The 25,099-nt window shown below is 69.5% G+C and carries 27 protein-coding genes; 9 read left to right on the top strand and 18 right to left on the bottom strand.

Going from position 1 to position 25,099, the window contains the following annotated elements:
• Positions 1-7 precede the first annotated feature (7 nt).
• From DEJ48_RS29940 to DEJ48_RS29895, 10 genes are all read right to left on the bottom strand, one after another.
• Entirely contained in the window at positions 8-562 is a 555-nt protein-coding gene (locus tag DEJ48_RS29940) for a TetR/AcrR family transcriptional regulator (protein WP_150219308.1), read from the bottom strand.
• Entirely contained in the window at positions 562-882 is a 321-nt protein-coding gene (locus DEJ48_RS29935; protein WP_150219307.1) for a DMT family transporter, read from the bottom strand. Before DEJ48_RS29935 ends, DEJ48_RS29940 begins: the two co-directional genes overlap by 1 nt.
• Positions 883-999: 117 nt before the next feature.
• A complete protein-coding gene (locus tag DEJ48_RS29930) occupies positions 1,000-1,338 on the bottom strand; it encodes a metal-sulfur cluster assembly factor (RefSeq protein ID WP_030358830.1) in 339 nt (112 codons plus the stop codon).
• A complete protein-coding gene (gene sufU, locus DEJ48_RS29925) occupies positions 1,335-1,805 on the bottom strand; it encodes a Fe-S cluster assembly sulfur transfer protein SufU (RefSeq protein ID WP_150219306.1) in 471 nt (156 codons plus the stop codon). Before sufU ends, DEJ48_RS29930 begins: the two co-directional genes overlap by 4 nt.
• A 16-nt stretch (positions 1,806-1,821) precedes the next feature.
• Positions 1,822-3,078 (bottom strand): cysteine desulfurase, encoded by a 1,257-nt coding sequence (locus DEJ48_RS29920; protein WP_150166478.1) that lies wholly within the window; start codon positions 3,076-3,078, stop codon positions 1,822-1,824.
• The gene (sufC, locus tag DEJ48_RS29915) at positions 3,075-3,839 is read right to left on the bottom strand and encodes a Fe-S cluster assembly ATPase SufC (RefSeq protein ID WP_055566802.1); all 765 of its coding nucleotides are present in this window, start codon (positions 3,837-3,839) and stop codon (positions 3,075-3,077) included. The genes DEJ48_RS29920 and sufC overlap by 4 nt, the downstream gene beginning before the upstream one ends.
• A 7-nt stretch (positions 3,840-3,846) precedes the next feature.
• Positions 3,847-4,191, bottom strand: coding sequence for a bifunctional 3-phenylpropionate/cinnamic acid dioxygenase ferredoxin subunit (locus tag DEJ48_RS29910; protein ID WP_055566801.1), 345 nt, complete (start codon positions 4,189-4,191; stop codon positions 3,847-3,849).
• Positions 4,188-5,369 (bottom strand): Fe-S cluster assembly protein SufD, encoded by a 1,182-nt coding sequence (sufD, locus tag DEJ48_RS29905; protein ID WP_150219305.1) that lies wholly within the window; start codon positions 5,367-5,369, stop codon positions 4,188-4,190. The genes DEJ48_RS29910 and sufD overlap by 4 nt, the downstream gene beginning before the upstream one ends.
• Positions 5,370-5,430: 61 nt before the next feature.
• Positions 5,431-6,852: a Fe-S cluster assembly protein SufB gene (gene sufB, locus DEJ48_RS29900; RefSeq protein WP_150219304.1), complete on the bottom strand. Its 1,422-nt coding sequence runs from the start codon at positions 6,850-6,852 to the stop codon at positions 5,431-5,433.
• Positions 6,849-7,592, bottom strand: coding sequence for a helix-turn-helix transcriptional regulator (locus DEJ48_RS29895; protein ID WP_150219303.1), 744 nt, complete (start codon positions 7,590-7,592; stop codon positions 6,849-6,851). Before DEJ48_RS29895 ends, sufB begins: the two co-directional genes overlap by 4 nt.
• A gap of 161 nt (positions 7,593-7,753) precedes the next feature.
• Here DEJ48_RS29895 and DEJ48_RS29890 point away from each other — a divergent pair, with 161 nt between their 5' ends.
• The 4 genes from DEJ48_RS29890 to DEJ48_RS29875 all read left to right on the top strand — a co-directional run bounded on the left by DEJ48_RS29890 (position 7,754) and on the right by DEJ48_RS29875 (position 11,366).
• Positions 7,754-8,575: an aminoglycoside N(3)-acetyltransferase gene (locus DEJ48_RS29890; RefSeq protein ID WP_150219302.1), complete on the top strand. Its 822-nt coding sequence runs from the start codon at positions 7,754-7,756 to the stop codon at positions 8,573-8,575.
• Positions 8,576-8,586: 11 nt separating this feature from the next.
• A complete protein-coding gene (locus tag DEJ48_RS29885) occupies positions 8,587-9,510 on the top strand; it encodes an ABC transporter ATP-binding protein (RefSeq protein WP_150219301.1) in 924 nt (307 codons plus the stop codon).
• Positions 9,507-10,295, top strand: a complete 789-nt coding sequence (locus tag DEJ48_RS29880; RefSeq protein WP_150219300.1) for an ABC transporter permease — start codon at positions 9,507-9,509, stop codon at positions 10,293-10,295. Before DEJ48_RS29885 ends, DEJ48_RS29880 begins: the two co-directional genes overlap by 4 nt.
• A gap of 63 nt (positions 10,296-10,358) precedes the next feature.
• Positions 10,359-11,366, top strand: a complete 1,008-nt coding sequence (locus DEJ48_RS29875; RefSeq protein ID WP_150219299.1) for a COX15/CtaA family protein — start codon at positions 10,359-10,361, stop codon at positions 11,364-11,366.
• Here DEJ48_RS29875 and DEJ48_RS29870 read toward each other — a convergent pair.
• From DEJ48_RS29870 to DEJ48_RS29860, 3 genes are all read right to left on the bottom strand, one after another.
• On the bottom strand, positions 11,346-12,452 hold the full coding sequence (locus tag DEJ48_RS29870) for an amidohydrolase family protein (RefSeq protein ID WP_150219298.1): 1,107 nt from the start codon (positions 12,450-12,452) through the stop codon (positions 11,346-11,348). The genes DEJ48_RS29875 and DEJ48_RS29870 overlap by 21 nt on opposite strands.
• A 128-nt stretch (positions 12,453-12,580) precedes the next feature.
• Positions 12,581-12,928: a hypothetical protein gene (locus DEJ48_RS29865; protein WP_150219297.1), complete on the bottom strand. Its 348-nt coding sequence runs from the start codon at positions 12,926-12,928 to the stop codon at positions 12,581-12,583.
• 84 nt (positions 12,929-13,012) lie between these two features.
• On the bottom strand, positions 13,013-13,966 hold the full coding sequence (locus tag DEJ48_RS29860) for a heme o synthase (RefSeq protein WP_190538076.1): 954 nt from the start codon (positions 13,964-13,966) through the stop codon (positions 13,013-13,015).
• Between the two features lie 419 nt (positions 13,967-14,385).
• On the opposite strand from DEJ48_RS29860, the gene tkt reads away from it, so the two are divergent.
• Genes tkt through pgl form a run of 5 tightly spaced genes read left to right on the top strand, consistent with a single transcriptional unit; the run spans position 14,386 to position 21,011 of the window.
• A complete protein-coding gene (tkt, locus tag DEJ48_RS29855; RefSeq protein ID WP_150219295.1) occupies positions 14,386-16,473 on the top strand; it encodes a transketolase in 2,088 nt (695 codons plus the stop codon).
• Between the two features lie 34 nt (positions 16,474-16,507).
• Positions 16,508-17,626: a transaldolase gene (gene tal / locus DEJ48_RS29850; RefSeq protein WP_150219294.1), complete on the top strand. Its 1,119-nt coding sequence runs from the start codon at positions 16,508-16,510 to the stop codon at positions 17,624-17,626.
• Positions 17,627-17,632: 6 nt separating this feature from the next.
• Complete coding sequence (zwf, locus tag DEJ48_RS29845; RefSeq protein ID WP_150219293.1) at positions 17,633-19,156, top strand: glucose-6-phosphate dehydrogenase; 1,524 nt, start codon at positions 17,633-17,635, stop codon at positions 19,154-19,156.
• Entirely contained in the window at positions 19,153-20,235 is a 1,083-nt protein-coding gene (opcA, locus tag DEJ48_RS29840; protein WP_150219292.1) for a glucose-6-phosphate dehydrogenase assembly protein OpcA, read from the top strand. Before zwf ends, opcA begins: the two co-directional genes overlap by 4 nt.
• The gene (gene pgl / locus DEJ48_RS29835) at positions 20,232-21,011 is read left to right on the top strand and encodes a 6-phosphogluconolactonase (protein WP_150219291.1); all 780 of its coding nucleotides are present in this window, start codon (positions 20,232-20,234) and stop codon (positions 21,009-21,011) included. The genes opcA and pgl overlap by 4 nt, the downstream gene beginning before the upstream one ends.
• A 53-nt stretch (positions 21,012-21,064) precedes the next feature.
• Here pgl and DEJ48_RS29830 read toward each other — a convergent pair whose 3' ends face one another.
• The 5 genes from DEJ48_RS29830 to tpiA all read right to left on the bottom strand — a co-directional run bounded on the left by DEJ48_RS29830 (position 21,065) and on the right by tpiA (position 25,093).
• Positions 21,065-21,559, bottom strand: coding sequence for a DUF2087 domain-containing protein (locus DEJ48_RS29830; RefSeq protein ID WP_150219290.1), 495 nt, complete (start codon positions 21,557-21,559; stop codon positions 21,065-21,067).
• 87 nt (positions 21,560-21,646) lie between these two features.
• Positions 21,647-23,299, bottom strand: a complete 1,653-nt coding sequence (pgi, locus tag DEJ48_RS29825; protein ID WP_150219289.1) for a glucose-6-phosphate isomerase — start codon at positions 23,297-23,299, stop codon at positions 21,647-21,649.
• 189 nt (positions 23,300-23,488) lie between these two features.
• Entirely contained in the window at positions 23,489-23,824 is a 336-nt protein-coding gene (locus DEJ48_RS29820) for an RNA polymerase-binding protein RbpA (protein ID WP_003957010.1), read from the bottom strand.
• 159 nt (positions 23,825-23,983) lie between these two features.
• Positions 23,984-24,214 carry a preprotein translocase subunit SecG gene (gene secG, locus DEJ48_RS29815; RefSeq protein ID WP_030784160.1) on the bottom strand — a complete coding sequence of 77 codons (231 nt, stop codon included), beginning with the start codon at positions 24,212-24,214 and terminating at the stop codon, positions 23,984-23,986.
• A gap of 102 nt (positions 24,215-24,316) precedes the next feature.
• Entirely contained in the window at positions 24,317-25,093 is a 777-nt protein-coding gene (gene tpiA / locus DEJ48_RS29810; protein WP_150219288.1) for a triose-phosphate isomerase, read from the bottom strand.
• Positions 25,094-25,099: the final 6 nt, after the last annotated feature.

Genomic DNA, 25,099 nt, shown 5'->3' with positions numbered 1-25,099 from the left:
ACAGGCCTCAATCCTTCCGGACCAGCAGCCGGCCGAGCATCTCCCGCGCGTACTCCTCGTTGTACTCGGCCCCCGTGAGCAGCACTTGCAGGCTGATCCCGTCCATCAGGGCCACGAGGGCGCGCGCGGTGACCGGGTCGGTGCGGCGCTCGATGACCTCGGTGAGGCCCGCGCACCATTCGGCGGCCACGGGCCGCAGCGCGGGCCTGCGCACGGCGGCGAGATAGAGCTCGTACTCCAGCTCGACCCCGGCCCGCTCCCCCGCGAACCACTCGCCGAGAACCCTGGCGAGCCCCCGGGCGAGGTCGGCGAGGTCGGCCGTCGGATCCTCGAACACGTCACTGGCGGCCATGACCTTCGCGAAGCCCTCGTTGCTCTGCCGCAGCGCGGCTATCAGCAGCTCGTCGAGCGTCTTGAAGTGGTACGTGGTCGAGCCGAGCGGCACGTCGGCCTCGGCGGCGACCGAGCGGTGACTGAGCCCGGCGATGCCCCTCGCCCCGACGACCCGGATCGCCGCGTCGATGATCCGCTGCCGACGCTCGGGATCGTAACGACGCCCCATCAGTGGGCCCCGCCCAGATTGAGCACGACGACGCCCGCGATGACGAGCGCGATGCCCGCGACCTTGACCAGGTTGGCCGACTCCCCCAGGAAGATCATGCCGATGGCGGCCACGGCGGCGGTGCCGATCCCGGCCCAGATCGCGTAGGCCGTGCCGACGGACAGGGTCTTCAGGGTCTGCGCGAGCAGCGAGAAGGCGAGCAGATACCCCACGACCGTGATCAGCGAGGGCCACAGCCTGCTGAACCCCTCGCTGTACTTCATGGCGGTCGTCCCGGCCACCTCCGCCGCGATGGCGCCGGCCAGCAGTGCGTATCCCATGCGTACGAGTGTACATATCGATGCGTACACCCGTACACAAAAGCGTGACCGGAACGGAAGCGGGCACGACGAAGCCCCCCGGAGGATCTCCGGGGGGCTTCGCGGCAGCGGTGTCGCTCAGACGTTGAACCCGAGCGCCCGAAGCTGCTCGCGCCCATCGTCCGTGATCTTGTCGGGGCCCCACGGCGGCATCCAGACCCAGTTGATCCGGAGCTCGTTGACGATGCCTTCCGTCGCCGACTTCGCCTGGTCCTCGATGACGTCGGTCAGCGGGCAGGCCGCGGACGTGAGCGTCATGTCGATCGTGGCGATGTTGGCGTCGTCGATGTGCACGCCGTAGATCAGGCCGAGGTTGACGACGTCGATGCCCAGCTCGGGGTCGACGACGTCGTACAGCGCCTCGCGGACCTCTTCCTCGGAAGCGGGCTTCGTGGTCAGGGTCTCGTTCTCGCTCATGCGGTCTTCCTTTCAGCGACGGCGTCGTTGCCCAGCGCCTGCGCTGTCGCGTCCTTCCACGCCATCCAGCTCAGCAGAGCACACTTCACGCGTGCCGGGTACTTGGAGACCCCGGCGAACGCGACCGCGTCCTCCAGGACCTCCTCCATCGCGTCGTCGGGCTCCAGCTTGCCCTTGGACTGCATCAGCTCCAGGAAGACCTCCTGGATCTGCTGCGCCTGTCCGAGCTCCTTGCCGACCAGGAGGTCGTTCAGGACGGACGCGCTGGCCTGGCTGATGGAGCAGCCCTGGCCCTCGTACGACACGTCGGCGATCGTCGACCCGTCGTACTTGACGCGCAGCGTGATCTCGTCGCCGCACGTCGGGTTGACGTGGTGCACCTCGGCGTCGCCATCGCGCAGACCACGCCCGTGCGGGTGCTTGTAGTGGTCCAGGATGACTTCCTGGTACATCGAATCCAGCTTCACGTTCCCAGCCAGCCCCTCAGCCGAAGAAGTTCCGTACGTGCTCCAGGCCGTCGACGAGAGCGTCGATCTCGCCGGGCGTGGAGTACAGATAGAACGACGCTCGCGTGGTCGCAGGAATTCCGTACCGGAGGCAGACGGGGCGCGCGCAGTGGTGACCCACGCGCACCGCGATGCCCTGCTCGTCGAGGACCTGGCCCACGTCGTGCGGGTGGATGTCGCCGAGCGTGAAGGAGATCGCGGCGCCGCGCTCCTCGGCCGTGGTCGGGCCGATGATCCGGAGGTCGGGGACCTCCAGGAGGCGCTTGACCGCGTACTCGGTGATCGCCTGCTCGTGCGCGGCGATCTTGTCCATGCCGATGGCCGAGAGGTAGTCCACGGCCGCGCCCAGGCCCACGGCCTGGGAGACCGGCGGCGTGCCGGCCTCGAACTTGTGCGGCGCGGGCGCGTACGTCGACGAGTTCATCGACACGGTCTCGATCATCTCGCCGCCGCCGAGGAACGGGGGCAGGTCCTCCAGGAGTTCCTGCCGGCCCCACAGCACGCCGATGCCCGTCGGACCGCACATCTTGTGGCCGGTGAAGGCCACGAAGTCGGCCTGCAGCGCCTGCACGTCCAGCGGCATGTGCGGGGCGGCCTGCGAGGCGTCGATGAGGACGAGCGCGCCGACCTCCTGGGCGCGGCGCACGATGGCCTCGACCGGGTTGTGCGTGCCCAGGATGTTGGAGACCAGCACGAAGGAGACGATCTTCGTCTTCTCGGTGATGACCTCCTCGATGTTGGAGAGGTCCAGGCGGCCGTCGTCGGTGAGGCCGAACCACTTCAGCTTCGCGCCGGTGCGCTGCGAGAGCAGCTGCCACGGGACGATGTTGGAGTGGTGCTCCATCTCCGTGATGACGATCTCGGTCTCGTGGTCCACGCGGTAGGGCTCGTCGGCCCAGCCCAGCATGTTGGCCACGAGGTTCAGCGACTCCGAGGCGTTCTTGGTGAAGATCACCTCGTCGCGGCTGGGCGCGTTGATGAATTCCGCGACCTTGTCACGGGCGCCCTCGTACAGCGCCGTGGCCTCCTCGGCGAGGACGTGCACGCCGCGGTGAACGTTGGCGTTGTGCTGCTCGTAGTACTCGTTCAGTACGTCGAGGACCTGGCGCGGGGTCTGCGAGGTCGCCGCGTTGTCCAGGTACACGAGCTTCTTGCCGTCGTGGATCGTGCGATCCAGGATCGGGAAGTCCTTGCGGATCGCCTCGGTGTCGAGGAGGCCCGGCAGCTGTGTCACGCGGATGCGCCACCCTTCGTGTAGGCCTCGTAGCCCTCGGCCTCCAGCTTGTCGGCGAGCTCGGCGCCGCCGGACTCGGCGATGCGGCCGTTCGCGAAGACGTGCACGAAGTCGGGCTTGATGTAGCGCAGGATGCGGGTGTAGTGCGTGATCAGCAGGGTGCCGACCTCACCCGTCTCGCGGACGCGGTTGACGCCGTCCGAGACCTGGCGCAGCGCGTCGACGTCCAGACCGGAGTCCGTCTCGTCGAGGATCGCGATCTTCGGCTTGAGGAGCTCCATCTGGAGGATCTCGTGGCGCTTCTTCTCACCGCCGGAGAAGCCCTCGTTCACGTTGCGCTCGGCGAAGGCCGGGTCCATCTGGAGCTGCTCCATCGCGGACTTGACCTCCTTCACCCAGGTGCGCAGCTTGGGGGCCTCGCCGCGGATCGCCGTCGCCGACGTGCGCAGGAAGTTGGAGACCGAGACGCCGGGGACCTCGACCGGGTACTGCATGGCCAGGAACATGCCGGCGCGGGCGCGCTCGTCGACGGACATCTCGAGGACGTCCTCGCCGTCGAGGGTCACGCTGCCCTGGGTGATCGTGTACTTGGGGTGACCCGCGACCGAGTAGGCGAGCGTCGACTTGCCGGAGCCGTTCGGGCCCATGATGGCGTGGGTCTCGCCCTGCTTCACGGTCAGGTCGACGCCCTTGAGGATCTCCTTCGTGGCGTTGTCGGCCTCGACGGTGACGTGCAGGTCCTTGATTTCAAGCGTTGCCATGGGTGCCTCAGGACTCCTGGGAAAGGGAGGCGTGTACGTCAACGAGTACATCGCCCCCTTCGATCTTTACGGGGTATACGGGGACGGGGCGCGTCGCGGGAAGGCCGGACGGCTTGCCGGTGCGGAGGTCGAAGCTGGAGCCGTGCAGCCAGCACTCGATCTGACAGTCCTCCACCTCGCCCTCGGAGAGGGAGACGTTCGCGTGCGAGCAGATGTCGTGAATCGCGTACACCTCGCCCTCGGTGTGGACGACCGAGACCGGCGTGCCGTCGAGTTCCACCCGCTTCGGGGTGTCCTCCTCCAGCTCGCTCAGTCCACAGGCCCGAACGAAGCGGGCTTGGTCGAGGCTCATGCGACGGTCGCCTCCAGCTCCTCTTCGATCTTCGCGATGAGGCGCTCCTCGACGTCGGGCAGGCCGATCTGCTGGACGAGCTCGGCGAAGAAGCCGCGGACGACGAGGCGGCGGGCCTCCTCCTCCGGGATGCCTCGCGACTGCAGGTAGAAGAGCTGCTCGTCGTCGAAGCGGCCGGTCGCGGAGGCGTGGCCCGCGCCGACGATCTCGCCGGTCTCGATCTCGAGGTTCGGCACGGAGTCGACCCGGGCGCCGTCGGTCAGAACCAGGTTGCGGTTCATCTCGTACGTGTCCGTGCCCTCGGCGGCGGCCTCGATGAGGACGTCGCCGATCCACACCGCGTGGGCGTCGTCGCCCTGGAGCGCGCCCTTGTAGACGACGTTCGACTTGCAGTGCGGGGTGTTGTGGTCGACCAGGAGGCGGTGCTCCTGGTGCTGGCCGGCGTCGGTGACGTACAGGCCGAAGAGCTCGGCCTCGCCGCCGGTGCCCGCGTAGTTCACGCGCGGGTGGAGCCGGACCAGGTCGCCGCCGAAGGTGACGACGACGGACTTGAAGGACGCGTCACGGCCGACCAGCGCGTTGTGCTGGGCGACGTGCACCGCGGTGTCGTCCCAGTCCTGGACGGAGACGACGGTGAGCTTGGCGCCGTCGCCGACGACGAAGTCGACGTTGGCGGCGAGCACGGCGTCACCGGTGTGGTCGATGACGACGAGGGCCTCGGCGAACGCGCCGAGCTCGACGACCTGGTGTGCGAAGGCGGTGCCGCCCTCGCCGTGCACGGCGATGCGGATGGGCTCGGTGAGCACCGTGTCCTTGGGGACGGTCACGACCGAGGCCTTCTCGAAGGACGAGTAGGCCTGGGCGGCGACGCGGTCGACGGGCTTGCCCGCCTTGCCGACGCGGGCGTCGTCGCGGCCGACGGTCTCCTGGGTGACGCCCTCGGGGGCGTTCACCTCGACGCGGATGCCGCCGTCGGCGACCGCGCTGCCGTCGTGCAGCCCGCGCAGGCGCTCCAGCGGCGTGAACCGCCACTCCTCCTCGCGGCCGTGCGGGACCGGGAAGCTGTCCACGTCGTACGACGGGGGAGCGCTCATGCGGGTGGCGACGGTGGACTCGGCGGCCACCGCGATGGACCCGGCGGTCGTCGACCCGACCGGAATGTTCTGAGCCTCAGCCATGGCTGTCGTCGTGCTCTCTCTCTGCGTAAGAAGTCAGTCGCTGCGGGGACGGTGTCCGGTCTTAGCCGACCGAACCCTCCATCTGCAGCTCGATCAGCCGGTTGAGCTCCAGCGCGTACTCCATGGGGAGCTCCTTGGCGATCGGCTCGACGAAGCCGCGCACGATCATCGCCATGGCCTCGAACTCCGTCATGCCGCGGCTCATCAGGTAGAAGAGCTGGTCGTCGGAGACCTTGGAGACGGTGGCCTCGTGACCCATGGAGACGTCGTCCTCGCGGACGTCGACATAGGGATAGGTGTCCGAGCGCGAGATCGTGTCGACGAGCAGTGCGTCGCAGAGCACGTTCGACTTCGATCCGGCGGCGCCCTCACCGATCTCGACGAGGCCGCGGTACGACGTACGACCGCCGCCGCGCGCCACCGACTTGGAGACGATGTTGGACGACGTGTTCGGCGCCATGTGGACCATCTTGGAGCCGGCGTCCTGGTGCTGGCCCTCGCCCGCGAAGGCGATGGACAGGGTCTCGCCCTTGGCGTGCTCGCCCATGAGGTAGACGGCGGGGTACTTCATCGTCACCTTGGAGCCGATGTTGCCGTCGATCCACTCCATGGTCGCGCCCTCGTACGCCACGGCGCGCTTGGTGACCAGGTTGTAGACGTTGTTCGACCAGTTCTGGATCGTCGTGTAGCGGCAGCGGCCGCCCTTCTTGACGATGATCTCGACGACGGCGGAGTGCAGCGAGTCCGACTTGTAGATCGGGGCGGTGCAGCCCTCGACGTAGTGAACGTACGCGTCCTCGTCGACGATGATCAGGGTCCGCTCGAACTGACCCATGTTCTCCGTGTTGATGCGGAAGTAGGCCTGGAGCGGGATCTCGACGTGCACGCCCTTGGGGACGTAGATGAACGAGCCGCCGGACCAGACGGCGCTGTTCAGCGAGGCGAACTTGTTGTCACCGACGGGGATGACGGTCCCGAAGTACTCCTTGAAGAGCTCCGGGTGCTCCTTCAGCGCCGTGTCGGTGTCCAGGAAGATGACGCCCTGCTCCTCCAGGTCCTCGCGGATCTGGTGGTAGACGACCTCGGACTCGTACTGGGCCGCGACACCGGCGACGAGGCGCTGCTTCTCCGCCTCGGGGATGCCGAGCTTGTCGTACGTGTTCTTGATGTCCTCGGGCAGGTCCTCCCAGGACTCCGCCTGCTTCTCCGTGGAGCGCACGAAGTACTTGATGTTGTCGAAGTCGATGCCCGTGAGGTCCGAGCCCCAGTTGGGCATGGGCTTCTTGTCGAAGAGGCGCAGGCCCTTGAGGCGGAGCTTGGTCATCCACTCCGGCTCGTTCTTCTTCGCCGAGATGTCGCGGACGACGTCCTCGTTGATGCCGCGCTTGGCAGAGGCACCGGCGACGTCGGAGTCGGCCCAGCCGTATTCGTAGTTGCCCAGGCCCTCGAGTTCGGGGTGGGCAGTCTCCGTGGGGAGCGTCATGCGGGGTTCCTCCCGGCCGTGCTTGCTGATGCTGGTGTGGTGGTCTGCCTGGTGGTGGTGCTGCCGCTGCCGCCGCTGCGCGGAATGAACGTCGTGCAGACGCCGTCTCCGTGGGCGATGGTGGCGAGGCGCTGCACATGCGTGCCGAGGAGTTCGGAGAAGATCTCCGTCTCCGCCTCGCAGAGCTGCGGAAACTGTTCGGCGACATGGGCGACCGGGCAGTGGTGCTGGCAGAGCTGTTCGCCGACCGGTGCGCTGCGCGCCGTAGCAGCGTACCCGTCGGCGGTCAACGCCTTCGCGAGAGCCTCGGTGCGCTGTTCGGGGGGCGCGGCGTCGATCGCCTGCCGGTACGTCTCGGCCTGGGCGGTGATCCTCGCCCGGGCGAACGCGACGACGGCCTCTTCGCCGTGGTGCTCGGTGATCCACCGGAGCGCGTCCGCGGCCAGCTTGTCGTACGACTGGTCGAAGGCGTCGCGGCCGCAGTCGGTCAGCGCGAAGACCTTGGCGGGGCGGCCTCGGGTCCGCGCGCCGTAGACCCGCTGTTCGCGGGGCTCGACCACGTTCTCGTGGGCGAGGGCGTCCAGGTGCCTGCGGACGGCCGCCTGGGTGAGGCCGAGGCGCTTCGCGAGATCGGCGACGGTGGAGGGGCCGTGGTCCAGGATGGACCGCGCGACACGGTTGCGCGTCGAGCGCTCACCGGTCGCGAGTTCCTCCTGCGGAGCCTCGCCAACGTTTTTCACAACGCCATTGTTGCGTAATTCCTCAGAGCCTGACAACCCGCGTCCTGATCACCGGACGGTGCGCTGCATCACTTAGGCATACCTAAGCTGACCTGCGGAAACGATCACCGATCGATCAAACCGGTGGCGCTCGCGCGGTCCTTCCGCGAGACTCCCTGACCATGCCGACACCCCCTCCCACCGGCCCTTTGTGCACCCGCGAGTCCCTCGCGCGCGAGCTGCTCCGGCTCGGTGTGCGCCCCGGCGAGACCCTCCTCGCCCACACCTCGCTGAGCGCGCTCGGCTGGGTGAGCGGCGGCGCCGTCGCACTCGTCCAGGCGCTCCTGGACGCCCTGGGCCCCGAGGGCACGCTCGTGGTCCCCACGCACACCGGCGACAACTCCGAGCCCTCCGTGTGGCAGAACCCGCCCGTGCCCGAGGAGTGGTGGCCGGTGCTGCGCGCGTCGATGCCCGTGTACGACCCGCTGACCTCGCCCACGTACGGCGTCGGCATCGTCCCGGAGACCGTCCGCACCTGGCCGGGCGTGTTGCGCAGCGCCCACCCGCAGACGTCGTTCGCGGCGCTCGGCCCCGCCGCCGCCACGATCACCGCGGGCCACGCCCGCGACTGCCGGCTCGGCGAGCGCAGCCCCCTGGCCCGCCTGGAGAAGGCGGGCGCCCGCGTCCTCCTCCTCGGCGCGGGGTACGACTCGTGCACCTCGTTCCACCTGGCCGAGTACCGCATCCCCGGCCCCGACGAGGAGAACTCCTTCGCCGCGATGACGTCGCGAGGGCGCGTCTGGAAGACCGTGCGGGAGCGCTCGATCGACGAGGAGGACTTCGCGCAGCTCGGCGCCGCGTTCGAGAAGGACACGGAGGTCGTACGCGGCTTCGTCGGCGCCGCCGAGTCGCGCCTCTTCCCCGTGGCGGACGCCGTGGCGTACGCGGAGCGGTGGCTCGCGGCGAACCGCCCCGCGCATCCGGGACCCGAGGGCCGTCCCTAGACTGGCTCACCATGCGAAACGAGCCCGTCGTCCAGGTCAGGAATCTGGTCAAGCGGTACGGCCCCAAGACCGCGGTGGACGGTCTCGACCTGACGGCGGAGGCCGGCATCACCGCCGTCCTCGGCCCCAACGGCGCGGGCAAGACCACCACGATCGAGACGTGCGAGGGCTACCGGAAGCCGGACTCCGGCACCGTCCGGGTACTCGGCCTCGACCCGGTCCGCGAGGCGGACGCGCTGCGGCCCCGCATCGGCGTGATGCTCCAGTCCGGCGGCGTCTACTCCGGTGCCCGCGCCGACGAGATGCTCCGCCACGTGGCCAGACTCCACGCGCACCCGCTGGACGTCGACGCGCTGATCGAGCGCCTCGGCCTCGGCAGCTGCGGCCGTACCACCTACCGGCGGCTCTCCGGCGGCCAGCAGCAGCGCCTGGCGCTCGCCATGGCCGTGGTCGGCAGGCCCGACCTCGTCTTCCTCGACGAGCCGACCGCCGGCCTCGACCCGCAGGCGCGCCGGGCCACCTGGGAGCTCGTGCGGGACCTGCGCCGCGACGGGGTCTCCGTCATCCTCACGACCCACCACATGGACGAGGCCGAGGAGCTCTCCGACGACGTCGCGATCGTCGACGCGGGCAAGGTCATCGCCCAGGGCAGTCCCGACGCGCTGTGCCGCGGCGGCGCCGAGAACACCCTGCGCTTCACCGGCCGCCCCGGCCTCGACGTCGGCTCGCTCCTCAAGGCCCTGCCCCCGGACTCCGCCGCCGCCGAACTCACCCCCGGCACCTACCGCGTGAGCGGCACGGTCGACCCGCAGCTGCTCGCCACCGTCACCTCGTGGTGCGCCCAGCACGGCGTCATGCCGGACCGCATCTCGGTCGAACGCCACACCCTGGAAGACGTCTTCTTGGAGCTCACGGGTAAGGAGCTGCGCGGATGAGCGCCGCCGGAACGTACACGCCGAGGCCGGGCGCCGCCCCGCTCCCCCGCATGATCGCGGCGCAGGCGGTCCTGGAGACGAAGATGCTGCTGCGCAACGGCGAGCAGCTGCTCCTCACCGTCATCATCCCGACGCTCCTGCTCGTCCTGTTCAGCGCGGTCGACATCGTCGACGTGCCTACTGAAACCGCGGGGGGCAAGGGCGAGGCCGTCGACTTCCTCGCGCCCGGCATCCTCGCGCTCGCCGTGATGTCGACGGCGTTCACCGGGCAGGCCATCGCGACGGGCTTCGAGCGCCGGTACGGGGTGCTCAAGCGGCTCGGTGCCTCGCCGCTGCCGCGCTGGGGGCTGATGACGGCGAAGACGCTCTCGGTGCTGGTCACCGAGGTCCTCCAGGTGGTGCTCGTCACCGTCATCGCGTTCGCGCTCGGCTGGTCGCCGCACGGCAACCCCTTCGCGGTCCTGCTGCTCCTCGTGCTCGGCACGGCGGCGTTCTCGGGGCTCGGCCTGCTCATGGCGGGCACGCTCAAGGCGGAGGCGACCCTGGCCGCCGCGAACCTCGTCTTCCTGCTCCTGCTCATGGGCGGCGGCGTCATCGTCCCGCTCGACAAGTTCCCCGACGCGGCGCAGACGCTCCTCGGGCTGCTCCCCATCTCGGCGCTCTCGGACGGCCTGCGCGACGTCCTCCAGCACGGCGCGGGCATGCCGTGGGGGGACCTCGGGATCCTCGCGGTGTGGGCGGTGCTCGGGCTCGGTGCGGCGGCGAAGTTCTTCCGCTGGGAGTAACCGTGGTCACAAAAGCGCCGCCTGCGTCCCCCTCGTGAAGCCGTGCACAAGCGGCCCCCTACGATGGGGCGCGTGCCAAACGTGACCCGAGCCGACATCGCTCAAGCCGTGCGGAACCCGCTCGCCTTCATCGCCGAGCGCTGGACCCCCACGCAGCGGACCGTCCAGCAGGCGGCCCTGATCTCCCTCGTCATGACGGTCCTCATCGTGGTGACGGGTGGCGCCGTCCGCCTGACCGGCTCGGGTCTCGGCTGCCCGACCTGGCCCAAGTGCACGGACGAATCGCTGACGGCCACCCACGAGATGGGCTTCCACGGAGCCATCGAGTTCGGCAACCGCATGCTGACGTACGTGCTCTGCGCGGCCGTCGGCTGGGCGATCATCGCGGCCCGCTCGCAGAAGCCGATGCGGCGCAGCCTGACCCGGCTCGGCTGGATCCAGTTCTGGCTGGTCATGGGCAACGCGGTGCTCGGCGGCATCGTCGTCCTCGTCGGCCTGAACCCGTACACGGTCGCGGCACACTTCCTGCTCTCCACCGCCCTGATCGCGGTCGCCGTCGTCATGTGGCAGCGGACCCAGGAGGGCGACGCCGAACCGCGCCCGCTGGTGGGCAAGCCCGTGGCGCAGCTCGTCTGGGTCCTGGTCGCGGTCTCCGCCGTGCTGATCGCGGTGGGCACCGTCGTGACGGGCGCGGGGCCGCACGCGGGCGACTCCAGCGACGTGCCGCGGATGGGCGTCGACTGGGAGGGCGTCAGCAAGCTGCACGCGGTCGTCGCGTGGATCGTGGTGACGCTGACGTTCGCCCTGTGGTTCGTCCTGAAGGCGGTCGACGCGCCCAAGGGCCCGCTGATCCGCACCCGCCAGCTGTTCCTGATCCTGCTGGCGCAGGGCGCGATCGGTTACGTCCAGTACTTCACGGACCTGCCGGAGCTCCTGGTCGGCCTGCACATGTTCGGCTCGTGCATCGTGTGGATCGCCGCGGTGCGCGTCCTGCTCTCGCTGCGGGAGCGTCCGCTGACCACGGCCGACCTGCCCGCCCAGGCGGACGACTCACGGCTCTCGGCCGTCTGACCCGGCCGGCAGCCCGTACACCCGCCGCGCGTTGCCCGCGGCGATGAGGCCCGCCACGCGCTGCGCGTCGGTGAGCGACCAGGCGCCCTCGGCGACCCAGGTGCCGAGGACCCGGCCGAGGGCCTCCCTGAACAGGTGCGCCCCGACGACGTGCAGCTCGGGCAGTCCGTGGGCGCCGCTGGAGAACAGCAGCTTGCCGAACGGCGCGAGTTCCAGGATCTCGGCGAGCACGGCGGCCGCGCGGGCCCCGGTGCGCACCAGCGCGGGGCCCAGATCCGCGTACACATGCGGGAAGACGGCCGCGAGGTGCGCGGCGCTGCGGTGGTACGGGTAGCCGTGCAGCAGCACCAGATCGGTGCCGAGCCCCGCGGTGGCCCGCGCGAACTCCCCGAAGTACGTCTGCGGGTCCCCGGCGCCCGCGTGGAGCTGGAGCGGCCGCCCCGAGGCCACCGCGATCCACAGCAGGTGCCGCAGGAGCACGGGGTCGGCGAGCACCCCGCCCACCTGCCGGCCCGCCAGCCAGCGCCCCACCGCGCCCCGCACCTCACCGGGCCCCGGCGGTTCCGGGGCGAGGGCGAGCGGGTGGCGTACGCCCGCGACCGAGGTGAAGGCGACGGCTCCGACGGCGGCCGCGTGCACGGACTCGGCGAGGTTGGCGAGGAACGAGTCGGCGGTGCCCGAGGTGTCCGCGACCTGTTCGGCCAGTAATTCCAGGCGGACGATCTCGCGGGCGTCGGCGTCGCCGGTGGAGGCCATCTCGCCGGGGCCCGTCAGGTCCCCGGGCAGGCCCGTGTCGACGAGGTACGTGGTGATACCGCTGCCGCGCAGGAGGCGCCGCCCCGACTCCAGGACGCCCAGTTCGCGGCGGCGGGCGAGATAGCGGGCCGGCGGGCAGTGCGGTTCGATGCCGAGCAGCGGCGGGCACCAGCGGCGCACCGCGAAGCCGGTCTGCGTGTCGAAGAAGGTGGTGCCGGGGGCGGGCGGTCCCCCGCCCCGGCCGAGGTGGGCCTCGAAGGTGCCGAGGCCCAGCTCCGTACGGAGGACGCCATGGCAGTACTGGTCCACCAGGGACGGCGTTTCGATCATCCGGACTCCCGATCGGTGGACCTTGCTTCTACGGTCCTAACGGGTGACGCGGGTGTCAGGTGTTGCTTTCGGCGTGTATCGGCGTCAGCCGTAACTCGGATCGACGTCAGCCGTTGCTCGGATCGGCCTCAGCCGTTGCTCGGGCCGCCGATCTGGATGCCCGCCATCCGCTTCCACTCGTAGGGGCCGGTCTTCACCTTCGCGGCGAATTCCCCGGCGAAATCCTCGTGGACGGTGATCCCGGCCTTCTCCACGGCGCTCTGCGCGACGGCGTAGGTGGGCGCCACCAGGTCGCCCCAGCCGCCGTCCTCGCCGACGAGGACGATCCGGGTGCCTTCGTGCCCGATGTACGCGATCTGCGCCTCGGCGCCGCCGTGCGCCCGCGCGAAGGCGCCGATCTCCTTGGCGAGCCGGGCGGTCTTCCGCTCGGCACGAGCGGCCTGCTTGCTGTCCTCAACCTGCTGGGTCTCTGCCATGGGCAGGATGCTACCGACGGGTAGCACCCTTGGCGACAGACGATCGACGTGGCATCTGCCACGCACCCGCGGAGCGACCAGGGCCTAGCGCAGGAAGGGGTCCACCGCCACGGCCACGAAGAGCAGCGACACATAGGTGATCGACCAGTGGAAGAGCCGCATCTCCTTGAGCTTGCCGCCCGTGACCTCGGCCTTGGCGCGGTTCTGCAGCCCGTGCGCCTCCCACAGCCACCAGCCGCCGGTCACCAGCGCCACCGCCGTGTAGAACCAGCCGGTGTAGCCGAGGGGCTGGAGCAGCAGCGAGACGGCCACCATGACCCAGCTGTAGAGGACGATCTGGCGGGCGACCACCTTGTTGGAGGCGATGACCGGCAGCATCGGCACGCCGACGCGCGCGTAGTCCTCCTTGACCTTCATGGAGAGCGGCCAGTAGTGCGGCGGCGTCCAGAAGAACATCACCAGGAAGAGGATGATCGGCGCCCACGACATGGAGTTGGTGACCGAGGACCAGCCGATGAGGACCGGCAGGCAGCCCGCGATGCCGCCCCAGACGATGTTCTGCGAGGTCCGGCGCTTCAGGATCATCGTGTAGACGACCACGTAGAAGAGCAGGGCGCCGAGCGAGAGCCAGGCGGAGAGCCAGTTGACGGCGAGGCCGAACAGCAGCGTCGAGACGACCGCGAGGGTGATGCCGAAGGCGAGGCACTCCCGGGGGCTGACCATGCCGGTCACCAGCGGCCGCTGCGACGTGCGGTCCATCAGCGCGTCGATGTCGCGGTCGATGTACATGTTGAGGGCGTTCGCGCCCCCCGCGGAGAGGTAGCCGCCCAGGCAGGTCACGAAGACCAGCCACAGGTCGGGCACCCCCTGCTCGGCGAGGAACATCACCGGAACGGTGGTGATGAGCAGAAGCTCGATGATCCGCGGCTTGGTCAGCTCCACGAACGCCTTGACACGAGCCCCGAACGGCCGATGGCTCGGGCTAAGGTCCGTCCCGGAAACCCCCGCTGGACGGGATTCAACGGCCGTCACGCACACCCCTGACAGAGACATCCCAGCAGGCCGACCAGCACCTTCTGACATGAAGATCCGGTAAAGCCCGCGCGTACCACGCCACTGTAGACGTTGCCCATACCTCGCCCTTCGCGGGGGTGGGGTCGTGTTGGGCCGCCAGGGCGAACGGCGTCCGGGGCGGCCCGGGTCGCCACATGAGCGGAACCGTGCGTTCATTGAGCGGACAAATGGGCGATACCTGTGGCCTTTTGAGCGGACATATGAGCGAGCCCGTATTCACTTGCGGAATGTCTTCGCTTTCTTTTCGGGAGGCGCATCCCCGCATGTCGTCGCAGTCTGGAATGACTCGAAAAAATGAGCGTTCTAGCAGCGGTAGGCTCGACAACGGCCGGTGGGATCTACGCCGCCGGCATTCGACATGTGGAGAGGAGCCCTGACTCAGGGTGAGCACCAAGCCGACCACCACAGACCTCGAGTGGACCGAACTGGACCAGCGGGCCGTTGATACCGCCCGCGTCCTGGCCATGGATTCCGTACAGAAGGTCGGCAACGGCCATCCCGGTACGGCCATGAGCCTCGCGCCCGCCGCGTACACCCTCTTCCAGAAGGTGATGCGCCACGACCCGGCGGACGCCGACTGGACCGGCCGCGACCGGTTCGTCCTCTCTGCGGGCCACTCGTCCCTGACCCTCTACATCCAGCTGTACCTGGCCGGTTTCGGCCTGGAGCTGGATGACCTGAAGGCCTTCCGCACCTGGGGTTCGAAGACCCCGGGCCACCCGGAGTACGGCCACACGGTGGGCGTGGAGACGACCACGGGACCGCTGGGCCAGGGCGTGGCCAACGCCGTGGGCATGGCGATGGCCGCCCGCTACGAGCGCGGCCTGTTCGACCCGGAGACGACCGACGGCTCGTCCCCGTTCGACCACTACGTGTACGCCATCGCCGGTGACGGCTGCCTCCAGGAAGGCATCTCCGGCGAGGCCTCGTCGCTGGCCGGGCACCAGAAGCTCGGCAACCTGATCCTGCTGTGGGACGACAACCACATCTCGATCGAGGGCGACACCGAGACGGCCGTTTCCGAGGACACCCTCAAGCGGTACGAGGCGTACGGCTGGCACGTCCAGCGCGTGGCCCCCAAGGAGGACGGCGACCTCGACCCCGCCGCGCTCTACGCCGCGATCGAGGCCGCCAAGGCCGAGACCGAGCGCCCCTCCTTCATCGCGATGCGCTCGATCATCGCCTGGCCCGCCCCGAACGCGCAGAACACCGAGGCCGCCCACGGCTCGGCGCTCGGCGACGAGGAAGTGGCCGCCACCAAGCGCGTCCTCGGCTTCGACCCGGAGCAGACCTTCGAGGTCTCCGACGAGGTCATCGCGCACACCCGCAAGGCGCTCGACCGCGGCCGCGAGGCCCGGGCCGAGTGGGAGAAGGGCTTCGCCTCGTGGCGCAGCGGCGACTCCGCGCGCGCGGCCGAGTTCGACCGCATCGCCGCGGGCGAGCTGCCGAAGGGCTGGGAGGAGAAGCTCCCGGAGTTCGAGACCGGCAAGGGCGTCGCCACGCGTGCCGCGTCCGGCAAGGTCCTGCAGGCGCTCGGCGCGGTCATCCCCGAGCTGTGGGGCGGCTCCGCCGACCTGGCGGGCTCGAACAACACCACCATCGACAAGAACTCCTCGTTCCTGCCGACGGGCAACCCGCTGCCGGGCGCCGACCAGTACGGCCGCACGATCCACTTCGGCATCCGCGAGCACTCCATGGCCGCGGAGATGAACGGCATCGCGCTGCACGGCAACACGCGCATCTACGGCGGCACCTTCCTGGTGTTCTCCGACTACATGCGCAACGCCGTGCGTCTGTCCGCGCTGATGCACCTGCCGGTGACGTACGTGTGGACGCACGACTCCATCGGTCTCGGCGAGGACGGCCCGACCCACCAGCCGGTCGAGCACCTGGCCTCGCTGCGCGCCATCCCGGGCCTGAACGTCGTGCGCCCGGCCGACGCGAACGAGACCGCCATCGCGTGGCGCGAGATCCTCAAGCGCTACACCAAGGAGTTCGGCAAGGGCGCCCCGCACGGCCTCGCGCTGACCCGCCAGGGCGTCCCGACGTACGAGCGCAACGAGGACGCCGCCAAGGGTGGCTACGTGCTGTTCGAGGCCGAGGGCGGTGCGCCCGAGGTCGTACTGATCGGTACCGGCTCCGAGGTCCAGCTCGCCGTCGAGGCGCGCGAGCAGCTGCAGGCCGCCGGCGTCCCGACGCGCGTCGTCTCGATGCCGTCGGTCGAGTGGTTCGAGGAGCAGGACCAGGGGTACCGGGACTCGGTGCTGCCGCCGTCGGTGAAGGCGCGCGTGGCGGTGGAGGCGGGCATCGGCCTGACCTGGCACCGCTTCGTGGGTGACGCCGGACGCATCGTCTCGCTGGAGCACTTCGGTGCGTCGGCGGATGCCAAGGTGCTGTTCCGCGAGTTCGGTTTCACCGCAGACGCGGTGGCCGAGGCGGCCCGGGAATCGATCGCCGCCGCCAAGCGCTGACGCCCATATACGACCAAGTAGGAGATGTAATTCCATGACAGACGCACTCAAGCGCCTTTCAGAAGAAGGCGTCGCGATCTGGCTGGACGACCTGTCGCGCAAGCGGATCACGTCCGGTAACCTCGCCGAGCTGATCGACCAGCAGCACGTCGTGGGCGTCACGACCAACCCCTCGATCTTCCAGAAGGCGATCTCGCAGGGCGACGGTTACGACCAGCAGCTCTCGGACCTCGCCGCCCGCGGGGTCACCGTCGAAGAGGCCATCCGGATGATCACGACGGCGGACGTCCGTGACGCCGCCGACATCCTGCGCCCGGTCTTCGACGCGACCGGCGGTCAGGACGGCCGGGTGTCGATCGAGGTCGACCCGCGGCTCGCCCACAACACCAGGTCGACGGTCGCCGAGGCCAAGCAGCTGGCGTGGCTGGTGGACCGGCCGAACACGCTCATCAAGATCCCCGCGACGAAGGCGGGCCTGCCCGCGATCACCGAGGTCATCGGCCTCGGCATCAGCGTCAACGTGACGCTGATCTTCTCGCTGGAGCGCTACCGCGCGGTCATGGACGCCTTCCTCGCCGGCCTGGAGAAGGCCAAGGAGCGCGGCCTGGACCTCTCGAAGATCCACTCGGTGGCGTCCTTCTTCGTGTCCCGCGTGGACACCGAGATCGACAAGCGTCTGGACGGCATCGGCACGGACGAGGCCAAGTCCCTCAAGGGCAAGGCCGCGCTGGCCAACGCCCGTCTCGCCTACGAGGCGTACGAGGAGGTCTTCTCCTCGGACCGCTGGGCCGCCCTGGACAAGGCGCAGGCCAACAAGCAGCGTCCGCTGTGGGCCTCGACCGGCGTGAAGGACCCGGCGTACAAGGACACCCTGTACGTCGACGACCTCGTCGCGCCCAACACGGTGAACACGATGCCGGAGGCGACCCTGGAGGCCACGGCCGACCACGGGTCGATCACGGGCAACACCATCGCGGGCACGTACGACCAGGCGCGCGCCGAGATCGCCGCGGTGGAGAAGCTCGGCATCGGCTACGACGAAGTCGTGCAGCTCCTTGAGGACGAAGGCGTCGAGAAGTTCGAGGCGTCCTGGACCGACCTGCTCAAGTCCACCGAGGCCGAGCTCAAGCGCCTCGCTCCCGCGAAGGGCTGACCCACTTTGTCAAGCAGCAATCCGCTGCGTGACGCCGCAGACCGACGGCTCCCGCGTATCGCGGGGCCGTCGGGCCTGGTCATCTTCGGTGTCACGGGCGATTTGTCCCGTAAAAAGTTGATGCCTGCTGTCTATGACCTCGCGAACCGGGGTCTGCTGCCGCCGGGCTTCGCCCTCATCGGCTTCGCCCGCCGTGAATGGCAGGACGAGGACTTCGCGCAGGAGGTGCACGACGCCGTCAAGCAGCACGCGCGCACGCCCTTCCGCGAGGAGGTCTGGCAGCAGCTCATCCAGGGCATGCGCTTCGTCCAGGGCAACTTCGACGACGACGACGCCTTCGAGCAGCTGAAGTCCACCATCCAGGAGCTGGACAAGGCGCAGGGCACGGGCGGCAACTTCGCCTTCTACCTCTCCGTGCCCCCGAAGTTCTTCCCCCAGGTCGTCCAGCAGCTCAAGAAGCACGAGCTCGCGGACGCCCCCGAGGGCTCCTGGCGGCGCGCCGTCATCGAGAAGCCGTTCGGCCACGACCTGGCGTCGGCCCAGGACCTCAACGCGATCGTGCACGAGGTGTTCGCCCCGGACCAGGTGTTCCGGATCGACCACTACCTCGGCAAGGAGACCGTCCAGAACATCCTGGCGCTCCGCTTCGCCAACCAGATGTTCGAGCCGATCTGGAACCGGTCGTACGTGGACCACGTGCAGATCACCATGGCCGAGGACATCGGCATCGGCGGCCGCGCCGGCTACTACGACGGCATCGGCGCCGCCCGTGACGTCATCCAGAACCACCTGCTCCAGCTGATGGCGCTGACCGCGATGGAGGAGCCCGCCTCCTTCGACGCCGACGCGCTCGTCGCCGAGAAGGCGAAGGTGCTCGGCGCCGTCCGGCTGCCGAAGGACCTCGGCAAGGACACCGTGCGCGGGCAGTACGCCGCGGGCTGGCAGGGCGGCGAGAAGGCCGTCGGCTACCTCCAGGAAGACGGCATCGACCCCAAGTCGAAGACCGACACCTACGCGGCCATCAAGCTGCAGGTGGACAACCGCCGTTGGGCGGGCGTCCCCTTCTACCTGCGCACCGGCAAGCGCCTCGGCCGGCGCGTCACCGAGATCGCGGTCGTCTTCCAGCGCGCCCCGCACTCCCCCTTCGACCACACCGCCACCGAGGAGCTCGGGCAGAACGCGATCGTCATCCGCGTCCAGCCCGACGAGGGCATCACGGTGCGGTTCGGCTCGAAGGTGCCCGGCACCTCCATGGAGATCCGGGACGTCTCGATGGACTTCGCGTACGGCGAGTCCTTCACCGAGTCCAGCCCGGAGGCGTACGAGCGTCTGATCCTCGACGTCCTGCTCGGCGACGCCAACCTCTTCCCGCGCACGGAGGAGGTCGAGCTGTCCTGGAACATCCTCGACCCGATCGAGGAGTACTGGGACAAGCACGGCAAGCCCGCGCAGTACCCGGCCGGCACCTGGGGCCCGACCGAAGCGGACGAAATGCTCGCACGAGACGGACGGAGCTGGCGCCGGCCATGAAGATCGACCTCACGGACACCACGTCCAGCAAGATCAACAAGGCGCTCGTGCAGGGCCGCCGCGCGATCGGCACGCCGGCCGTCGGCATGGTGCTCACCCTCGTCATCGTCACCGACGAGGAGAACGCCTACGACTCCCTGAAGGCGGCCAGCGAGGCCTCCCGCGAGCACCCCTCGCGCACCCTCGTGGTCATCAAGCGCGCCGCCCGCTCGCCCCGCGACCGCACCACCTCGCGCCTCGACGCCGAGGTCCGGGTCGGCGCGGACGCGGGCACCGGCGAGACGGTGATCCTGCGGCTCTACGGAGAGGGCATCAACCACGCCCAGTCCGTCGTCCTGCCGCTGCTGCTCCCCGACGCGCCGGTGGTCGCCTGGTGGCCGGTGAACGCCCCGCTGGACCCCGCCAAGGACCCGCTGGGCGCCCTGGCCCAGCGCCGCGTCACGGACACGTACGCGGCCGAACAGCCGATCCACGAGCTGACCGCGCGCGCCGAGGCCTACCACCCCGGCGACACCGACCTGGCCTGGACCCGCATCACGCCGTGGCGCTCCATGCTGGCCGCCGCGCTCGACCAGGTCACCTGCAAGGTCACCTCGGTGCAGGTGGAGGGCGAGGAGTTCAACCCGAGCTGCGAGCTGCTCGCCATGTGGCTCGCGGACCGCCTCGACGTCCCCGTGAAGCGCACGCTGTCGGCGGGCCCCGGCCTGACCGGCGTCCGCATGGAGACCACCTGCGGTCCCATCGTGCTCGACCGCGCGGACGGCTCGCTCGCCACGCTCTCCATCCAGGGGCAGCCCGACCGCGCGGTGGCGCTCAAGCGCCGCGAGGTGGCCGAGCTGATCGCCGAGGAGCTTCGGCGCCTCGACCCGGACGACACCTACGCGTCCGCGCTGAAGTACGGCGTGGACCGCCTGGGCGAACCGGCGGAGCGGCCCGAGTCGCTCCGCGACGAGAAGCCGTCCGACGACACGAAGGAAGAGGCCGCGTCCAAGGCGGCCGCTTCGGAGGAGCCGGAGAAGGCGCCCGCCAAGAAGGCCCCGGCCAAGAAGACCGCCGCGAAGAAGGCGGCGGCGAAGTGACCGCGGCCCCGCAGCTCGTCGTCCACCGCGACAAGGAGCTGATGGCGCAGGCCGCGGCGGCCCGCCTCATCACGAAGATCGTCGACGCGCAGGCCGCCCGCGGCCACGCGTCGGTGGTCCTCACCGGCGGCCGCAACGGCAACGGCGTGCTGGCGGCGCTGGCCGCCTCCCCCGCGAAGGACGCGATCGACTGGTCGCGTCTCGACCTGTGGTGGGGCGACGAGCGCTTCCTGCCGGACGGCGACCCGGAGCGCAACTACACCCAGGCCAAGGAGGCACTGCTCGACTCGGTGCCCCTCAACCCGGCCCGGGTGCACCCGATGCCGGCCTCGGACGGCGCGTACGAGGTGGACGCGGCGGCGGAGATCTACGCCGCCGAGCTCACCGCGGCCGCGACCCCGGAGGACCACGGCCCGGTGCCGACGTTCGACGTCCTGATGCTCGGCGTCGGCCCGGACACGCACGTCGCCTCGCTCTTCCCGGAGCTTCCCGCGGTGCGCGAGACGGAGCGCACGGTGGTCGGCGTGCACGGCGCGCCGAAGCCCCCGCCGACCCGCGTCACGCTCACGCTCCCGGCGATCCGGGCGGCCCGCGAGGTGTGGCTGCTCGCGGCGGGCGAGGACAAGGCGAACGCCGCGGCGATCGCCCTGTCCGGCGCCGGTGAGGTGCAGGCCCCCGCGGCAGGTGCCTACGGCCGCTCGCGGACCCTGTGGCTCCTGGACACCGCGGCGGCCTCGCAGCTCCCCCCGGAGCTGTACCCGCCGGCCGTCGCCTGACGGTTCACCGCATTACGTCCCTGAGGGCCCCGCACCATCCCGGTGCGGGGCCCTCAGGCGTCCACGAGGACGCGTCGGTAGCTGGAGCCGTCCTGTTCGCGGACGAGGAGGCCGTCGGTGACGCAGTACCTGCGCAGGGCCGCCGTGTCGTCGTGGACGGTCCGGAACGCGTCGTTGATCTCGCCCTCGCTGTAGGTGCGGTCGGCGTCGAAGAGGGTGTCCGTGAGGTGGACGAGGAGTTCGTGGCGCACGACGGGGCGCACCGGTATGGCCGTCAGACGCCCGTGTGCGAAGAAGCCGGTGAGGCGGCGCGGGACCGTCGGACGGTCGTGCGCGTCGACCGGGTCGGGAGAGCGCCGGAAGACGGCGGGGTCGGCCCGCAGCGAGCCGTCGGGCAGCCGCTCCACGAGCCCGGTGGCGACGAGGCGGCCCAGGTGCTTGCGGGCGACGGCGGAGTCGGCCTCGCGCCGCGGGAGGTCGCCGAGGACGATCCGCGCGTACAGCCTGAGTCTCTCGGGGTCGGCGAGCGCGGCGTGCAACTGGTCCATGACGGGGTCCCTCCCGGCGGGTGACAGAGCCGAAGCAGTGTCACCCGCCGGGCGGGCCGCCCGCATCCGATTAAGCGTCCGTGGGACTCAACGCCCCCGCAGGTCGCGGTACTTGGCGACCAGCGCCGTGGTCGACCCGTCCAGGTCGGGCACCTCGGCGCCCTCGGTCAGCGCGGGCTCGACGCGCTTGGCGAGGACCTTGCCGAGCTCGACGCCCCACTGGTCGAAGGAGTCGATGTTCCACACGGCGCCCTGCACGAAGACCTTGTGCTCGTACAGCGCGATGAGCTGGCCGAGGACCGAGGGGGTCAGCTCCTTGGCGAGGATCGTCGTCGTGGGGTGGTTGCCCTTGAACGTCTTGTGCGGGACGAGCTCCTCCGCGACGCCCTCGGCGCGCACCTCGTCCGGCGTCTTGCCGAACGCGAGCGCCTGGGTCTGCGCGAAGAAGTTGGCCATGAGCAGGTCGTGCTGGGCGACCAGGCCGGGCAGCAGATCGGCGACCGGCTCGGCGAAGCCGATGAAGTCCGCCGGGATCAACTTCGTTCCCTGATGGATGAGTTGGTAGTAGGCGTGCTGGCCGTTGGTGCCGGGCGTGCCCCAGACGACCGGGCCCGTCTGCCAGTCGACCTCCTTGCCGTCCCGGTCGACGTACTTGCCGTTGGACTCCATGTCCAGCTGCTGGAGGTACGCGGTGAACTTGGAGAGGTAGTGCGAGTACGGCAGCACGGCGTGCGACTGCGCGTCGTGGAAGTTGCCGTACCAGATGCCCAACAGACCCATGAGGAGCGGCACGTTGGACTCGGCGGGCGCCGTGCGGAAGTGCTCGTCGACGAGGTGGAAGCCGTCGAGCATCTCGCGGAAGCGGTCGGGCCCGATGGCGATCATCAGGGAGAGACCGATCGCCGAGTCGTACGAGTAACGGCCGCCGACCCAGTCCCAGAACTCGAACATGTTGTCCGTGTCGATGCCGAAGTCGGAGACCTTCTCGGCGTTGGTCGACAGGGCCACGAAGTGCTTGGCGACGGCGTCCTGGCCGGCCTTCAGCTCGGTGAGCAGCCAGTCGCGCGCGGAGGTGGCGTTGGTGATCGTCTCGATGGTCGTGAACGTCTTCGAGGCGATGATGAACAGCGTCTCGGCGGCGTCCAGGTCCCGCACGGCCTCGTGCAGGTCGGCGCCGTCCACGTTCGACACGAAGCGGACCGTGAGGCCGCGGTCGGTGAAGGAGCGCAGCGCCTCGTACGCCATGGCGGGACCGAGGTCGGAGCCGCCGATGCCGATGTTGACGACGTTCTTGATGCGCTTGCCGGTGTGGCCGGTCCACTCGCCGGAGCGGACCTTCTCCGAGAAGGCGCTCATCTTGTCGAGGACAGCGTGCACGGCGGGCACGACATTCTCGCCGTCGACCTCGATGTCGGCGTCCCGCGGCGCGCGCAGCGCCGCGTGCAGGACGGCCCGGTCCTCGGTGGTGTTGATCTTCTCGCCGCGGAACATGGCGTCCCGCAGCCCGAAGACGTCGGTCGCGGCCGCGAGGTCGCGCAGGAGCGTCAGCGTCTCGTCGGTGACGAGGTGCTTGGAGTAGTCGATGTGCAGGTCGCCGACCTGGAGGGTGTACGCCGTGCCGCGCGCCGGATCCGCGGCGAAGAGCTCTCGCAGCTGCACCTCCCCCAGCCGGTCACGGTGCTCGGTGAGCGCCGTCCACTCGGGAATCCGGTCGAGCCTGGCGCGGCTTTCTGCGTTCATCTCGGACTTCAGCCTTCTCTCGTACGCGCGTACGTTAATTGCCCCGCTGCACCCTCCAACCTAATCGATCAGGGAGCGGGATGAGATGTCCGAAACTGTCTCTCCGCACACGTGCCGGAAAGGTGCAAGAACGGGAAACCGGCCGGACACTTATCGGCGTCCGGCCGGTTCCCTTGTCGTATTCAAGTGCTAGATCTCGCCCCGCAGTTTGGCGAGCGCTTCCGCGAGGATGGCCTCCCCGTCCGCGTCGCTGCGCCGCTCGCGTACATACGCCAGGTGCGTCTTGTACGGCTCGGTGCGCGGCGGGTCCGGCGGGTTGTCCCGGTCCTGACCTGCCGGAAAGCCGCAGCGGGGACAGTCCCACGTATCGGGGACCTGCGCGTCGCTGGCGAAGCTCGGCTGCGTCTCGTGCCCGTTGGAGCACCAGAAGGAGATGCGCAGTCGCGGCGCGGACTCACCGCGCTCGGCCTCGCCCATCGGCCCCGCCCCGACCCGACTTCCTCGGATCGCGTTGCCACTTGCCACGGTCGTAACTCCCTGCGTGATGGTGCTGCTGCGGGCGCCTCAGTTTACGTAAGGCCCAACGCGCGTCCAGTGTTGGGAGTTACACCCCACCCCCGGACGCAAGCCCCATGATAAGCCGCACACGCGGGCTCGCACCGGACAAGCGACCAGTGGCTGACGCTAGTTGTTCGCCTTCATCAGAAGGCCGAGCGCGACAATGCACGCGAACCACAGCAGACCGACCACGACCGTGATGCGGTCGAGGTTGCGCTCCGCGACGGAGGAACCGCCGACGGACGACTGCATGCCGCCACCGAACATGTCGGAAAGACCGCCGCCCTTGCCCTTGTGCATCAGCACCAGCAACATCATCAGAGCACTGAAGACGATCAGGGCGATCGAGAACCCCATAACCACGGCTGGACCAACTTCCTCGGATCTTGAATCGACGACGGGGGCCGAAGGCTGGCTCCGACCCCCGTCAGGGTACGACGTAACGCCGCTAGCGCATACTCACTGGTCGCCGAAGCGAACGATCTTGACGAACTCGTCCGAGTCCAGCGCCGCACCGCCGACGAGGGCGCCGTCCACGTCGGGCTGCGCCATGATGTCGGCGACGTTCTTCGCCTTCACCGAGCCGCCGTACTGGATGCGGACCTTGTCGGCGAGCTCCTGCGAGTACAGCTCGGCGAGGCGGCGGCGGATCGCGCCGCAGACCTCCTGCGCGTCCTCGGGGGTCGCGACCTCGCCGGTGCCGATGGCCCAGACCGGCTCGTAGGCGATGACGATGGTCTCGGCCTGCTCGGCCGGGACGTCCTTCAGGCCGCCGTCGAGCTGGTTCAGCGTGTACTGGACCTGCTGTCCTGCCTTGCGGATGTCCAGGCCCTCGCCGACGCAGAGGATCGGGGTCAGGCCGTGCTTGTACGCGGCCTTCACCTTGGCGTTGCAGATCTCGTCGGTCTCGTTGTGGTACTGGCGGCGCTCGGAGTGGCCCACGGCGACGTAGGTGCACTTCAGCTTCGCCAGCATCGGGCCCGAGATCTCGCCGGTGTAGGCACCGGAGTCCTGCGCCGAGATGTCCTGGGCGCCGTACTTGATCTTGAGCTTGTCGCCGTCGACCAGGGTCTGCACGGAGCGCAGATCGGTGAAGGGCGGCAGGACGGCGACCTCGCAGGCCTCGTAGTCCTTGTCCGCCAGGGCGAAGGCGAGCTTCTGGACGTGGGCGATGGCCTCGAGGTGGTTGAGGTTCATCTTCCAGTTGCCCGCCATCAGCGGGGTACGCGTAGTCATCAGGTG

The organism is Streptomyces venezuelae, from assembly GCF_008642315.1.
Classification (GTDB): domain Bacteria; phylum Actinomycetota; class Actinomycetes; order Streptomycetales; family Streptomycetaceae; genus Streptomyces; species Streptomyces venezuelae_D.
This window is presented reverse-complemented; position numbering and strand designations above follow the sequence as displayed.

Coding starts and splice junctions, on each gene's coding strand:
- DEJ48_RS29830 (WP_150219290.1), bottom strand. CDS start 21,559: ATGGACCAGTTGCACGCCGCGCTCGCCGACCCCGAGAGACTCAGGCTG.
- DEJ48_RS29875 (WP_150219299.1), top strand. CDS start 10,359: ATGGGGCGCGTGCCAAACGTGACCCGAGCCGACATCGCTCAAGCCGTG.
- opcA (WP_150219292.1), top strand. CDS start 19,153: ATGAAGATCGACCTCACGGACACCACGTCCAGCAAGATCAACAAGGCG.
- DEJ48_RS29890 (WP_150219302.1), top strand. CDS start 7,754: ATGCCGACACCCCCTCCCACCGGCCCTTTGTGCACCCGCGAGTCCCTC.
- sufD (WP_150219305.1), bottom strand. CDS start 5,369: ATGGCTGAGGCTCAGAACATTCCGGTCGGGTCGACGACCGCCGGGTCC.
- secG (WP_030784160.1), bottom strand. CDS start 24,214: ATGGGGTTCTCGATCGCCCTGATCGTCTTCAGTGCTCTGATGATGTTG.
- tal (WP_150219294.1), top strand. CDS start 16,508: ATGACAGACGCACTCAAGCGCCTTTCAGAAGAAGGCGTCGCGATCTGG.
- DEJ48_RS29865 (WP_150219297.1), bottom strand. CDS start 12,928: ATGGCAGAGACCCAGCAGGTTGAGGACAGCAAGCAGGCCGCTCGTGCC.
- DEJ48_RS29880 (WP_150219300.1), top strand. CDS start 9,507: ATGAGCGCCGCCGGAACGTACACGCCGAGGCCGGGCGCCGCCCCGCTC.
- sufC (WP_055566802.1), bottom strand. CDS start 3,839: ATGGCAACGCTTGAAATCAAGGACCTGCACGTCACCGTCGAGGCCGAC.
- DEJ48_RS29885 (WP_150219301.1), top strand. CDS start 8,587: ATGCGAAACGAGCCCGTCGTCCAGGTCAGGAATCTGGTCAAGCGGTAC.
- DEJ48_RS29910 (WP_055566801.1), bottom strand. CDS start 4,191: ATGAGCCTCGACCAAGCCCGCTTCGTTCGGGCCTGTGGACTGAGCGAG.
- tpiA (WP_150219288.1), bottom strand. CDS start 25,093: ATGACTACGCGTACCCCGCTGATGGCGGGCAACTGGAAGATGAACCTC.
- DEJ48_RS29930 (WP_030358830.1), bottom strand. CDS start 1,338: ATGAGCGAGAACGAGACCCTGACCACGAAGCCCGCTTCCGAGGAAGAG.
- pgi (WP_150219289.1), bottom strand. CDS start 23,299: ATGAACGCAGAAAGCCGCGCCAGGCTCGACCGGATTCCCGAGTGGACG.
- DEJ48_RS29935 (WP_150219307.1), bottom strand. CDS start 882: ATGGGATACGCACTGCTGGCCGGCGCCATCGCGGCGGAGGTGGCCGGG.
- DEJ48_RS29940 (WP_150219308.1), bottom strand. CDS start 562: ATGGGGCGTCGTTACGATCCCGAGCGTCGGCAGCGGATCATCGACGCG.
- DEJ48_RS29870 (WP_150219298.1), bottom strand. CDS start 12,452: ATGATCGAAACGCCGTCCCTGGTGGACCAGTACTGCCATGGCGTCCTC.
- sufB (WP_150219304.1), bottom strand. CDS start 6,852: ATGACGCTCCCCACGGAGACTGCCCACCCCGAACTCGAGGGCCTGGGC.